Source organism: Streptomyces sp. NPDC006529 (assembly GCF_040611795.1).
GTDB lineage: Bacteria > Actinomycetota > Actinomycetes > Streptomycetales > Streptomycetaceae > Streptomyces.
In genome coordinates this window covers 26,993-39,315 of the sequence record NZ_JBEXPB010000041.1, presented here as the reverse complement: position 1 = coordinate 39,315, position 12,323 = coordinate 26,993, and the positions used below count along the sequence as shown (strand labels likewise).

The window sequence follows — 12,323 nt, the reverse complement described above, 5'->3', positions numbered from 1 at the left end:
CGCGGCGTGCTGGCGGGGCCATCTCAGCCCGCCCGGCGTTTGAGGGCACCCGCCGGAGGCGCCTCGGGCGGGTCAGCCCGTCGGCTACCGCCGGGGGACCTCAGCCTGCCCGGCGTTTGAGGGCGCGTGGTGGCGGGGCCGTCCGGGCCGTGGAACCGCCGGGCTCGGGTGGGGACTCAGGGGCCGGGCCGGTGTCAGTTCGGGGGCCCCGGGGCACGGAAAGGGGGAAGGGGTTCGGGGAATGGGGTGTGGGAATTCTTGGCTTCGGGGAATGCGAATGGGGCCGCGGCGGGGGCGGTAAACAATTGCCCGGCCGAACTCCGCGGGGCGGCGGCTGTCGACAATCCGTGACACAAGCGTGACCCGGTTTGGACGAACACCTGGGCGTCCGGCTGACGCACGACTGCCGCGGCCCGGAGGGAGATCCGGCTCGCGGCAGTCGTGGCGGAGCGTCGAGGGGCGGGGCGAGGGGCGGGTTCGGACTGTGCGTACCGGGTCCCCGCCCGCGCGGAAGGTCAGCCTCCGGTCACCGGACGGGCCGCCGGATTGCGCCCGGTCCGGTCCCGGTCGGTGTGCGGCGGCCGGCGGCTGCCGACCGGCGTGACCGGGGTCCGTTCCGAGCGGATGAGGTGCGGCCGGGCGGCCACGTGCGGGGCGGCCGTACGGGCCGCGGCGGCGTGCCCGGCCGCCGCACCCGCCGGCACCGCGGTGACGTCCTCGGCGGCGGGAAGCGCACTGGCCGCCCGCTGCACGAACACCTTGGCCTGCGCGGAGAGCGGCGCCACGGGCACCGGGACCACGCCCCGGCCGTTCTCGCGGCGCAGCCGCCAGGCGACGCGCTGCTCCATGATGAAGGCCTCGGCCCGCGCGATGAACGGCTCGAACCACGGCAGCGCCAGCAGTACCAGCAACCCGGCGGCCCAGCCGAGCAGCACGTCGCTGACCCAGTGCGTACCGAGGTAGACGGTCGTGGCACCGACGCTCAGCGCGACGATCGCGGACAGCGTCGACAGCACCCGCCGGGTGACTCCGGTGGAGGCCAGGTAGGCCAGGATCCCCCAGGTCACCACGGCGTTGGCGGTGTGGCCGGAAGGAAATATATCGCCGCCGCCGAACATCTCGGCGGAGCCGATCCGGGTCGCGTAGTGCGGACCGAGGCGCCCGAGGCCGATCTTCACCGAGCCCACGGTCACGTTGAGCGCGAGGAGCGCCACGCCCAGGGTGATCAGCGGGCGCAGGGTGTGCTGGCGCCAGCAGCGCCAGCCGAGCCAGGCCATGACCATCATCGAGGTGGGGCCGCGCTGGCCCAGCACCACGAGGTAGTCGAGGAAGGCGTGCACCTGCGGCCACTGCTCGTACGGCCGGAAGAACATGAGCTGCCAGTCGAGCCGGACCAGCCACGAGGTGGTCAGTACCCCGATCACGATCGACAGGTAGAACACGAGCGTCGCGCCGAAGAGCACGACACGGTGCCGGCTCATCTGCGGCACTTGCAGATGAGCCGGTCGTTCGGGTTCCCGGTCGAGGCGGGCGAACACCCGCTCCAGACGGGTGAAAATTTGGTCGGTACGCACCCAATCGACGTTACCGCGCGCCGATGGGCCGCCCGGTCGAATCCCTGGCTTTGTGATGACCATGTGATGTGGAGTTGGTCTCGTTCGGGTCTTTATTCACTGGAATCCGGCATTGGCCCGTGCCGCGGCCGCCGGTGCGTGCTCCAAGGGTGTCCCGAATAAGGGGATGTGCTTATCGGGACTTTATGGCGGCGAGAAGGAATTGTTTTGCGCAAAGATGGATCGGAATTCCCCCTTCCGTTACGGCGCATCCGATACCGCGCGGCCGCTACGGCGCCCCGGTGCGGGAGGAGCCGCTACGGCGGCCCCGAACCGTTCAGCCACCAGGCGCCGTAGACCGCCGACACCAGGGCGAGCGCCCCCAGCACCGCCGCCGACCGGCCCGTCCGCCACCGGGCCAGGACCACCGCGAGCGGCAGCAGCAGCGGGAAGGCGGGCAGCAGCAGCCGCGGCTTGGACCCGAAGTACCCGGAGGCACACAGTGCCAGGGCCACCACGATCCCGCCGTAGACCAGCAGCGCCACCGGCTGGCGCCCCCGCACGCACAGCGTGCACAGCCACAGCACCAGCGCGACCCCCGCGATCAGCCCCGCCCCCGCGAGGACGCCCGCGGGCGTCCCCGAGCCGAGCCGGCCGGCGAGGAAGCGGGCGAAGGCCCAGCCCCCGTCGAAGCCGTTGCCCCAGCCGCCCTGCACGTCCAGGTACCCGAACAACCCGCCCCCGGTGCGGGCGCCGACCCACAGGACGTACCCCGCCGCGCCCACCGGGGCCAGCACCGCCCCGGCCGCCGTGCGCCACGAACCCTCGCCGCGCCGCCAGGCCCGTACGGCGGCCACCCAGACCGCGACCACCACCGCGGCTCCGACCGGCCGGGTCAGTCCCGCCAGCGAGGCCGCCGCGCCGGCCGTCAGCCAGTGGCCGCGCAGCACCCCGTACAGCGCCCAGGCGGCCAGCGCTGTGAAGAGCGCCTCGCTGTACGCCATGGACTGCACGACGCCGACCGGCAGTGCGGCCCACAGCGCCACCGCCGCCACCCCGGCCCGCCGCCCGTACAGGAGGTCGGCGACCGCGAAGATCCCCCAGGCCGCGGCCAGGGACGCGGCCCACGCCACCACGAGGCCGGCGTCCCCGTACGGGAGCCCGGTCGGCGCGGCCACGGCCCGCTCCAGCCACGGCAGCAGCGGGAAGAAGGCCAGGTTCGAGTGGACGTCGCCGTTGGCGAGCACCACCTCGTACCCGTACCCCTCGGCCGCGACCCGCGCGTACCAGAGGGAGTCCCAGCGGGCGCCGAGCAGCGTGTGCGCGCTGCTGTCCGCGGCCCTTCCCCACAGCCACAGGGCGAGCAGCCCCAGCGCCCGGACCGCGGCGAAGGCGGCGAGCGCGGGCGCCGCGCGGCGCAGGGCGGCCGGTACGAGGGCTCCCGCGCGGCGGACCGCGACGCGGCCCGAGGGGCGGGGCGCAGGCCGGTTCCCCGGGGGCGGCGGGGCGGTCGGGGCGTGCGGGGCGTGGTCGTTCACGGGATCGATTATCGGGGCCCGCGGGCCGGGACCCGGCCGGTGACCTGGTGCGTACGCCCGTGGGGGACGGGGAAGGGGGGTGCTGCGCCGGGCTCCCGGGGGGCCGTGCGACCGTGACCGTGATGAGAGCTTGGCCACGTCGGCGGTGGCTCGAACTCGCGTACGCTGTCCGTTCACTCGCCGTCGATGCCGGGCCCGTGGAACGCCGCCGTCCGCGGCCGTCGGACGCTGCTCCGCCGAGGCGAGGGCTCACCTGGGAGGTAGATGCATGTCGGAGACGAACACCCTCCGGCAGCGGCTGGGCGCGCTCACCGGCGGCGCCAACCGCTGGGCCGTGCTCGCCGTCCTCTGCGTCAGCCTGCTCCTCGTCGCGCTCGACTCGACGATCCTGCACGTCGCGGTCCCCTCGGTCACCGAGGACCTGCGCCCCGGCGCGATCGAACTGCTGTGGATCGTCGACGCCTACCCCCTCGTGTGCGCCGCGCTGCTGATCCTCTTCGGCACCCTGGGCGACCGGGTCGGCCGCCGACGGGTCCTGCTGTTCGGCTACGCGCTCTTCGGCGTCGCCTCCGCGATCGCCGCCCTCGCCGGCAACGCCCAGCTGCTGATCACCGCCCGCGCACTGCTCGGCATCGGCGGTGCCATGATCATGCCCGCGACCCTGTCCATCCTGCGCGCGGTCTTTCCCGACCGGCGCGAGCGGGCCCTCGCCATCGGCATATGGACCGCCGTGGCCGCCGTGGGCGCGGCCGGCGGGCCGGTCATCGGCGGCTTCCTCGTCCAGCACTTCTGGTGGGGTTCCGTCTTCCTGATCAACATTCCGCTGATGGCGCTCATCCTGCCGCTGGGCCGCTGGCTGCTGCCCGAGTCGAAGGGGGCGAACGACGGTCCCTGGGACGTCCTCGGCGCGCTGATGGCAGCCGGGGGCGTGCTCGCCGCCGTGCTCGGGGTCAAGCGGGTGGGCGCCGACCGGAGCGTCATGGAGGCCGGGGCGGTGCTGCCGCTGCTGGCCGGGATCGTGCTGCTGGTGCTCTTCGTACGGCGGCAGAAACGCCGCCGCTACCCCCTGATCGACATCGGGATGTTCTCCCGGTCGGCCTTCTCCACTTCGGTGGCCTGCATCGTGCTCGCCATGCTGGCGCTGGTCGGCCTGGAGCTGATCGCCGTCCAGTACCTCCAGCTGGTGCTGCACCTCACCCCGCTGGAGACCGGTCTGCGGCTGCTGCCGCTGACCTTCGCGGCGATGGCGGCCGGTGCCACCGGCTCGTACACCCTCCAGCGGGTCGGGCCGCGCACGATGGTCTCGCTCGGTTTCACGCTCACCGCCTGCGCGGTGCTGCTGCTGACGCTGATGGGCCTGGACGACCGGCCCTGGCTGCTGACCTCCGGCTTCGTGGTGCTCGGGTTCGGGCTCCAGACGACGCTCTTCGCGGCGTACGAGTCCATGCTGAGCGAGGCTCCGGCCAGCAAGGCGGGGGGTGCGGCGGCGATCGGCGAGACCTCCTACCAGCTGGGTGCGGGCATGGGCATCGCGCTGCTCGGCAGCGTCATGAACGCGGCGTACATACCCGGGCTGCGGGAGGTGCCGGGGGTGTCGGCGGCCGATGCGGGGCGGGCCGGGAATTCGCTCGGCGAGGCGTACCAGATCGCGCGGGGGCTCGGGGGGCCGGCGGGGGAGGCGCTGTACTCCGCGGCGCGGCACGCCTTCGTGCACGGGCTGCATGTGACCTTGGGGGTGAGTGCGGGGCTGCTGTTCCTGGGGGCCGTGCTGGGGCTACGGCTGCCGCGGGGGCTGGAGCCCGAGCCGGTCGGGGGGCCGGGTCTGCCGTGCGCGGAACCCGCCGCCCCACCATGGCTCCCGCCCCAACCGACCCCGGGCACCCGCCCGGCCCCGGCCGCCGGCGGCCACCCGGCCCCGGCCGCCGGCAGCCACCCGCTCCCGACCGGGGGCGGCCACCCGGCTCCGGCCTCGGCCCCTACCCGGGCGCGGGACCGGTCGCGTCAGCCGTGACCCGGGCCGGCGGCCGGGTGCCCGGCCGGTATCCGCTGCGCGGAGCCTGCCCCTCCCCACCCTTCCCCATTCCCTGGGGCTCCGCCCCGGACCCCGCGCCTCAAACGCCGGCGGGGCTGGGGGGTGCGGGTGGTGGACACGGGGCTCCGCCCCGGACCCCGCGCCTCAAACGCCGGCGGGGCTGGGGGGTGGGCGAGGCTGAGTTGCCCATAGGGCAATTCAGCCTGCCCGGCGTTTGAGGGCAGCTTTGACGCGTGCCCGGCGGATCAGGGCGAGCACGTCCGGCCCGCACCGGCGGGCGATCCCCCGCCCCGGCCTCGGGCAGGGGTGGACCACGGGCACGGGCGGGGGATAACTTGCAGCGCTAGGTTTTGTCTCAGGCCCGCCGGGAGGCCCCCGTGTCCGCGTCGAAAACGCCCTTCGTCCCCACCGACCCCCTCGGGCTCGACGAGCTGCTCAGCCCCGAGGACCTCGCCGTGCGGGACACCGTCCGGGACTGGGCCGCCGACCGCGTGCTGCCGTACGTCGCGGACTGGTACGAGAAGGGCGAGCTGCCCGGGATCCGGGAACTGGCCCGCGAGCTGGGGGCGATCGGCGCGCTCGGGATGTCCCTGACCGGGTACGGGTGCGCGGGCGCCAGCGCCGTGCAGTACGGACTGGCCTGCCTGGAGCTGGAGGCCGCCGACTCCGGGATCCGCTCCCTGGTCTCCGTACAGGGCTCGCTCGCCATGTACGCGATCTGGAAGTACGGATCCGAGGAGCAGAAGCAGCGCTGGTTGCCCGGCATGGCCTCCGGCGAGCTGATCGGCTGCTTCGGGCTGACCGAGCCCGATGTCGGCTCGGACCCGGCCGCGATGCGGACCCACGCCAAGCGTGACGGCAGCGACTGGGTGCTGAGCGGCCGCAAGATGTGGATCACCAACGGCAGCGTCGCGGCCGTCGCCGTGGTGTGGGCGCAGACCGACGAGGGGATCCGCGGCTTCGCCGTGCCGACGGACAGCGCCGGCTTCTCGGCGCCCGAGATCAAGCACAAGTGGTCGCTGCGCGCGTCGGTGACCAGCGAGCTGGTCCTGGACGACGTACGGCTGCCCGCCGACGCGGTGCTGCCGGGCGTCACCGGTCTCAAGGGACCGCTCGGCTGCCTCAGCCACGCGCGGTACGGCATCGTCTGGGGTTCCATGGGCGCGGCGCGCGCCAGCTTCGAGTCGGCGCTCGACTACGCGAAGACGCGGGAGCAGTTCGGGAAGCCGATCGGCGGCTTCCAGCTCACCCAGGCCAAGCTCGCGGACATGGCACTGGAACTCCACAAGGGCATCCTGCTCGCCCACCACCTGGGCCGCCGCATGGACGCGGGCACCCTGCGGCCGGAGCAGATCAGCTTCGGCAAGCTCAACAACGTCCGCGAGGCGATCGAGATCTGCCGCACCGCGCGGACCGTGCTCGGCGCCAACGGGATCTCCCTGGAGTACCCCGTCATGCGGCACGCCACCAACCTCGAATCGGTGCTCACCTACGAGGGCACCGTCGAGATGCACCAGCTGGTCCTGGGCAAGGCACTCACCGGCCTCGACGCCTTCCGGTGAGCACCCCGCTCAGCTCTGGTTGAAGAAGTCGCGCGTGCGCCCGCCGGGCTCGCCGCTGACGATCTGGGTGTCGGCCGGGGTCAGCAGGAAGACCCTGGTCGCCACCCGCTCGATCGAGCCGCGCAGGCCGAAGGTCAGTCCGGCCGCGAAGTCGACCACGCGCTTGGCGTCGCCCGGGTCCATCGACGACAGGTTCACGATCACCGGAACGCCCTCGCGGAACAGCTCGCCGATGCCCCGCGCGTCGCGGAAGCCGTCGGGCGTCACCGTGGCGATCCGCCGCCCCTGCTCGACGGCCGACTCGGACGCCACCTGGATCCGGGGGTCGGTGACCCACTGCTCGCGCTCGACACCGCCCGAGTGGTTGCTCTGTGCCGCGGCCTCCGCGTACTCGTCGTCGTAGTACCGCTCGTCGCCGCTGTCCTCGACGAGACCCAGCCAGGCACTCGCCTTGCGTACCGAACCCATGGACGCCTCCTTTCACCGGTGTCTGTCTGTCTTCTTCTCCGCGTCCCTATGGTCGACCATGATGCTGACAACGCGCCAAGTGGATAGTCGCCGCGCAGGGGTTTCGTGACGGTACTGGTGCACAACATCCGGTGCGGGCCAAGGTTCCCAGCGTCTACCCACTGCTGACTGAGTGAAAATACGATCGCTGCATCCGTTCAGGTGACCGCAGGGGGCGTACGGGTGAAGGGCCGGGCTCGATACGATGCCCCGCACGCACGCGCTTGACACACGGGGGAACCACTTGTTCGGCATCGTCAGACCCTGCACGCACCGGCTCGGAGACCGGTTCAAGACGGAGTGGACGGCCCATCTCTGCGGGCTGTGCCTGGCACTTCGGGGGGACCACGGGCAGTTCGCGCGGATCGTCACCAACTACGACGGGCTGCTCGTCTCCGTTCTGACGGAGGCTCAGTCCGGACCGGCCCCGGGCGCCCGGCGCACGGCGGGCCCCTGCCCGCTGCGCGGGATGCGCACCGCCCCGGTGGCCAACGGCGAGGGCGCGCGGCTCGCCGCCGCCGTCTCCCTGGTCCTCGCCTCGGCGAAGGTACGGGACCACGTGGCCGACCGGGACGGCCTGTTGGCGCGGGCTCCGCTGGCCGCCGCCGCGCGCACCGTGGCCCGGCGCTGGGACCGTGCGGGGGCCCGCACCGGGGCCTCCCTGGGCTTCGACACCGCGGTGCTCGTGGACGCGGTGGACCGGCAGGGCGCCATCGAGGCACTGGCCGGCCCCGGCACCCCGGTGCTGCGGGTGACCGAGCCGACCGAGACCGCCACGGCCGCCGCCTTCGCGCATACCGCGACCTTGGCCGGGCGTCCAGGCAACGCCCCCGCGCTCGCCGAGGCCGGCCGGTACTTCGGGCGGCTCGCGCACCTGCTGGACGCGGTGGAGGACCAGGCCGCGGACGCCGCGGCGGGCGCCTGGAACCCGCTGACGGCCACCGGGACCACGCTCGCCGAGGCGCGGCGGCTCTGCGACGACGCGCTGCACGGGATACGGCTGGCCCTGCGCGAGGCCGAATTCGTGGACGCGGGGCTCGCGCACCGGCTGCTGGTCCACGAGCTGCGGACCTCGGTGGACCGCGCCTTCGGCACCGGCTCCTGCGGGCACACCGGCGCCGGCGCCGCCGCCGGATCCCCCGCACACGGCCACGGGCAGAACCACGGCCACGGCCAGGGCGCCCCCGGCTTCGGCGCGGCGCCGCCCGCCTGGGACGCCGGGAGCGGGGGCCCGTACGGCGCCCCGCACGCGCAGCAGTACGGCGCCAACCCCTACGGGCCGACCGCGCCCGGCGGCCCCGTCGCGCCCCCGCCGAGGGGCCCGGGCGGGCCCGGGGGCTGGAGCGGCGGCGGCGGCTTCGGCGGCCTGCCGCCGCAGAAGCCGCGCCGGGGGCTGCTCGCGGGCTGCGCGGTGTCGATCGGACTCTTCTGCACCTGCCAGCTGTGCTGCACCGAACACGAGGGGCCCTGGTCGCGCCAGAAGCGGGAGGCCTGGTGCGACAACTGCGACTGCGGCAACTGCGACTGCGGGTGCTGCGGTGACGGCGGCTGCTGCGATGGCTGTGACTGCTGCGACTGCGGCTGCTGATACCGCGTCGGATCAGGTCCGTACGGGGGAGCGTGTCCGGCCGGTCGCGCCCGCGCGGGGGGCGCGTGTGGAAACGTGACCGCATGACCCCTGACGCGGCGGACGCCCCCACCGCCTGGACGCACTGGCACGAGCGCCGGGTGGAGGCGGTGTCCGCCCCCTACGGCCCTCTGGCCCTCACCGGTACCCACTGGCTGGCCGACGCCCCGGAGGGTCGAATTCCGGACGTTCCCGGGCAGTGGCGCGAGAGCGCCGGCGCGGTCCAGCTCACCGCCGCCCCCGCCGACGCGCTCACCCTCGACGGGGAGCCCTTCGCGGGGGAGGCGGTGCTCGGCCCCGACGACGGGCCGGCGTCCCGTTCCCGCGTCGCCGCGGGGGACGTACGCCTCGTGCTGATCCGGCGCGAAGGGGCCTGGGCGGTGCGGTCCTACGACCCGCGCTCCCCGGCCCGCGCCGCCTTCGGGACGATCGAAGCCACCCCGTACGACCCGGCGTACGCCCTCCCCGGCCGCTTCCGGGCGTACGCCGAGGACCGGACCGTACAGGTCGAGAACGCCGACGGGCGCGCCCGGGGGCTCGGTCTCGGCGGCGAGCTGTCCTTCGACTTCCAGGGCGCCCCGCACACCCTCCAGGTGGCCGTGGACGAGGACGACGGCAGCCTGTGGGCGGTCTTCGGCGATGCCACCGGCGGGCGCAGCAGCTACCGCTTCCGTTTCCTGCGGCCCGGCGTCCCGGCCGGGGACGGCTCCGTCACGGTCGACTTCAACCGGGCGCTGCTGCCGCCCTGCGCCTTCGCGGACCACTTCATCTGTCCCTTCCCACCGCCCGGGAACACCCTGCCGTTCGAGATCGCGGCGGGTGAACGGCGGCTGAAACCAGCCCTTGCTACCGGTATCTGACGCCACCACACTCCCGGTCAGTGCTTGTCAGGTGCACGGCCAGGCCCACGCGTCCGCCGCGCCCCGATCCCCTCCGGGAGGACGAGAAATGAGCTTCAGGCACATCCCCCACACCCCCCACACCCCCACCCCCGGCTCCACCCGCGTCCGGGCCCGCGCCCGCACCCGGCTCGCGGTGCTCGCGGCGGGTCTCGCCGCCGTCGCCGCCTTCACCGTCCCCGGGACGGCCAGCGCCAGCTCCGACACCGACGCGCGGGGCCTCAGCGCCGACCGGCTCGCCGCCGTCGGCGCCTCGGTCCAGCGCGCCGACGTCGCGGGCACCGCCTGGTACACCGACCCGGCCACCGGCACCCTCGTGGTGACCGCCGACTCCAGGGTCTCCGCCTCCGACCTCGCCAGAATCAAGCGCGAGGCCGGGGCCGACGCCGGGGCCCTGCGCGTCGAGCGCACCGCCGGCACGCTGCGCAAGCTCATCAAGGGCGGCGACGCGATCTACGCCTCCAACTGGCGCTGCTCGCTCGGCTTCAACGTCCGCAGCGGCACCACGTACTACCTGCTCACCGCCGGCCACTGCACCGACGGCGCGGGCACCTGGTGGACGAACAGCGCGCACACCACGACGATCGGCGCCACTGTCGGATCCAGCTTCCCGGGCAACGACTACGGCCTGGTCCGCTACGACAACACCTCGCTGGCCCACGAGGGCACCGTCGGCAGCCAGGACATCACCAGCGCGGCCAACGCCACCGTCGGGATGTCCGTCACCCGGCGCGGCTCCACCACCGGCATCCACAGCGGCACGGTGCAGGCCCTCAACGCCACCGTCAACTACGGCAACGGCGACATCGTCTCCGGCCTGATCCGCACCAACGTCTGCGCCGAGCCCGGTGACAGCGGCGGCCCGCTCTACTCCGGCACCCGGGCGATCGGCCTGACCTCCGGCGGCAGCGGCAACTGCTCCAGCGGCGGCACCACGTTCTTCCAGCCGGTCACCGAGGCCCTGGCGGCCTACGGGGTCAGCGTCTACTGACCGCACCGCCCGGCGGTGGATCCGCCCCACCCGCGCCGGGCGCGCTCCGGTCCGCACCCTGGACGTCCTCCCGCCTTCTGGGAGGATGTCCAGGGTGTCCGGGCAGCACGGGGGAGGCGCGTGGATGAAACGCATCGGAGTGACCGGTCACCGGATCCTTCCCGCCGAAGTGCTCCCCCACGTCGAGGACGGGCTGCGGGCCGTGCTCGGCGGACACGACGGCCCGCTGGAGGCGCTGTCCAGCCTCGCGCAGGGGGCCGACCAGCTCTTCGCCGACATCGCCCTGGAATGCGGCGCCGACCTCACGGTGGTGATCCCCAGCGCCGACTACGAGGCCACCTTCGCCGACGGCGCCCCGCTGGCCGGCTACCACCGGCTGCGGCGCCTCGCCGCCCAGGAGGTCCGGCTCGACTTCGCCCGCTCCACCGACGAGGCGTACTACGCGGCGGGCACCTTCATCGCCGACAGCTGCGACCGGCTCGTCGCCGTCTGGGACGGCCTGCCGGCCCGCGGGCACGGCGGCACGGGCGAGATCGTCGCCTACGCCCGCGCGCTCGGCAAACCGGTCACCGTCCTGTGGCGCGCGGGCGTCGTACGGGACTGACCGCGCCGCGGACGACCGCGCGCCCCGGACTCAACTGCTGTGGCGGGCCAGCCAGTCGGTGTGCTGCGGGGAGACGTACCGCTCCGTCTCGTAGACCGCGGAGGGCCACTGCGACTCCGTGATCGTCGTCTGCATCACCACCATCATCGCGGACAGGTCCTGCTCGATCAGGGTGTGCGCCTCGATCAGCGGATGGTGGCGGCGCATCTCGTTCCAGGCGATCCCGGCCGCGGCGGCGGCGCTCAGCAGTCCCGTCAGCCGCGTCCCGGGCCCCGAGCCGAAGGCACCCAGCAGAGCGACCAGCAGGGCCACGCAGGTCAGCAGCACGATCGACCACGACCACACGGCGGTCGCCCGCCGCGAAACCTCCGTCTTGCGCCGGTACCACTTGCGCTGCTCGATCAGCCGGTCCCGTACGTACGTCTCGCGCCGCACCTGGTAGCCGAGCCCGCGCAGCCGGTGCATCGCCCCGGTGATCTCCCCGCCCGTCGGCACCGCCCCGGCGGTCCGCGGATCCTCCCAGCCCATCTTGCGCAGCTCGTCCAGACCCGCCTCCAGCCGGGTCCCGTACAGCTGCGCGGCATCGGGCACGTCGCTGCCGAACGGCGCGCCGTGCACGGCGTACCGCCAGGCCAGCGACTTGACGAACTCAGCGGCGCTGCGGTTGAGCTGCCACTGCGGGCGGGCCCGGCGCCGGGTGGCCCGCACCCCCACCCCGAGCACCCCGGCGTACGCGAGCGCGCTCAGCATCCCGAACACGTGCAGCGACCCGAGACGGGCCGAGGACGGCAGCGCGCCGGCCACCGTGGCCGCCACGAGCAGCAGCAGCTGCGCGCGGACGGCCTGCGTGGACTCCCGCTGCCGGGAGATCGCCGCCTGGTCGGTGTGGTGGAAGAGGGCCGGCAGGTCTTCGTTGCGAAAGGTCATGCTGTCGGTCACGGCGAACCCCCCAGTCTGCGGTCCAGTGGTGCGCGGGGCGGCCGCCGGGACCTGCCCGGTCCCCGGCCGCC

Annotated in this window: 10 protein-coding genes; 6 read left to right on the top strand and 4 right to left on the bottom strand. The window is 74.1% G+C overall.

Translation table 11 applies throughout. From position 1 onward, the window contains the following. Positions 1-515: 515 nt before the first annotated feature. Both ABZY31_RS24515 and ABZY31_RS24510 read right to left on the bottom strand, forming a co-directional pair. On the bottom strand, positions 516-1,574 hold the full coding sequence (locus tag ABZY31_RS24515; protein WP_356413738.1) for a phosphatase PAP2 family protein: 1,059 nt from the start codon (positions 1,572-1,574) through the stop codon (positions 516-518). A gap of 296 nt (positions 1,575-1,870) precedes the next feature. Continuing rightward, on the bottom strand, positions 1,871-2,974 hold the full coding sequence (locus ABZY31_RS24510) for a hypothetical protein (protein ID WP_356413802.1): 1,104 nt from the start codon (positions 2,972-2,974) through the stop codon (positions 1,871-1,873). A 385-nt stretch (positions 2,975-3,359) separates the two neighbouring features. Here ABZY31_RS24510 and ABZY31_RS24505 point away from each other — a divergent pair, with 385 nt between their 5' ends. Together ABZY31_RS24505 and ABZY31_RS24500 are read left to right on the top strand one after the other, a co-directional pair. Continuing rightward, the gene (locus ABZY31_RS24505; RefSeq protein ID WP_356413735.1) at positions 3,360-5,102 is read left to right on the top strand and encodes an MFS transporter; all 1,743 of its coding nucleotides are present in this window, start codon (positions 3,360-3,362) and stop codon (positions 5,100-5,102) included. Positions 5,103-5,500: 398 nt separating this feature from the next. Then, positions 5,501-6,685, top strand: coding sequence for an acyl-CoA dehydrogenase family protein (locus ABZY31_RS24500; RefSeq protein ID WP_356413732.1), 1,185 nt, complete (start codon positions 5,501-5,503; stop codon positions 6,683-6,685). A 9-nt stretch (positions 6,686-6,694) separates the two neighbouring features. Here ABZY31_RS24500 and sepF read toward each other — a convergent pair whose 3' ends face one another. Beyond that, entirely contained in the window at positions 6,695-7,153 is a 459-nt protein-coding gene (gene sepF / locus ABZY31_RS24495; protein ID WP_356413729.1) for a cell division protein SepF, read from the bottom strand. A gap of 283 nt (positions 7,154-7,436) precedes the next feature. On the opposite strand from sepF, the gene ABZY31_RS24490 reads away from it, so the two are divergent. The 4 genes from ABZY31_RS24490 (at position 7,437) to ABZY31_RS24475 (ending at position 11,313) form a co-directional block, all read left to right on the top strand. Then, entirely contained in the window at positions 7,437-8,780 is a 1,344-nt protein-coding gene (locus ABZY31_RS24490; RefSeq protein ID WP_356413726.1) for a DUF5685 family protein, read from the top strand. An 83-nt stretch (positions 8,781-8,863) separates the two neighbouring features. After that, positions 8,864-9,679: a DUF1684 domain-containing protein gene (locus ABZY31_RS24485; protein WP_356413724.1), complete on the top strand. Its 816-nt coding sequence runs from the start codon at positions 8,864-8,866 to the stop codon at positions 9,677-9,679. An 88-nt stretch (positions 9,680-9,767) separates the two neighbouring features. Beyond that, positions 9,768-10,709 carry a S1 family peptidase gene (locus tag ABZY31_RS24480; RefSeq protein ID WP_356413721.1) on the top strand — a complete coding sequence of 314 codons (942 nt, stop codon included), beginning with the start codon at positions 9,768-9,770 and terminating at the stop codon, positions 10,707-10,709. Between the two features lie 124 nt (positions 10,710-10,833). Further along, the gene (locus ABZY31_RS24475; protein ID WP_356413718.1) at positions 10,834-11,313 is read left to right on the top strand and encodes a hypothetical protein; all 480 of its coding nucleotides are present in this window, start codon (positions 10,834-10,836) and stop codon (positions 11,311-11,313) included. 30 nt (positions 11,314-11,343) lie between these two features. On the opposite strand, the gene ABZY31_RS24470 is transcribed toward ABZY31_RS24475, so the two are convergent. After that, positions 11,344-12,240 carry a DUF4231 domain-containing protein gene (locus ABZY31_RS24470; RefSeq protein WP_356413799.1) on the bottom strand — a complete coding sequence of 299 codons (897 nt, stop codon included), beginning with the start codon at positions 12,238-12,240 and terminating at the stop codon, positions 11,344-11,346. Between the last annotated feature and the right edge of the window lie 83 nt (positions 12,241-12,323).

Excerpts from the sequence above, each read along its gene's own strand:
- ABZY31_RS24505 (WP_356413735.1), top strand. The coding sequence starts at position 3,360 with ATGTCGGAGACGAACACCCTCCGGCAGCGGCTGGGCGCGCTCACCGGC.
- sepF (WP_356413729.1), bottom strand. The coding sequence starts at position 7,153 with ATGGGTTCGGTACGCAAGGCGAGTGCCTGGCTGGGTCTCGTCGAGGAC.
- ABZY31_RS24485 (WP_356413724.1), top strand. The coding sequence starts at position 8,864 with ATGACCCCTGACGCGGCGGACGCCCCCACCGCCTGGACGCACTGGCAC.
- ABZY31_RS24480 (WP_356413721.1), top strand. The coding sequence starts at position 9,768 with ATGAGCTTCAGGCACATCCCCCACACCCCCCACACCCCCACCCCCGGC.
- ABZY31_RS24475 (WP_356413718.1), top strand. The coding sequence starts at position 10,834 with ATGAAACGCATCGGAGTGACCGGTCACCGGATCCTTCCCGCCGAAGTG.
- ABZY31_RS24470 (WP_356413799.1), bottom strand. The coding sequence starts at position 12,240 with ATGACCTTTCGCAACGAAGACCTGCCGGCCCTCTTCCACCACACCGAC.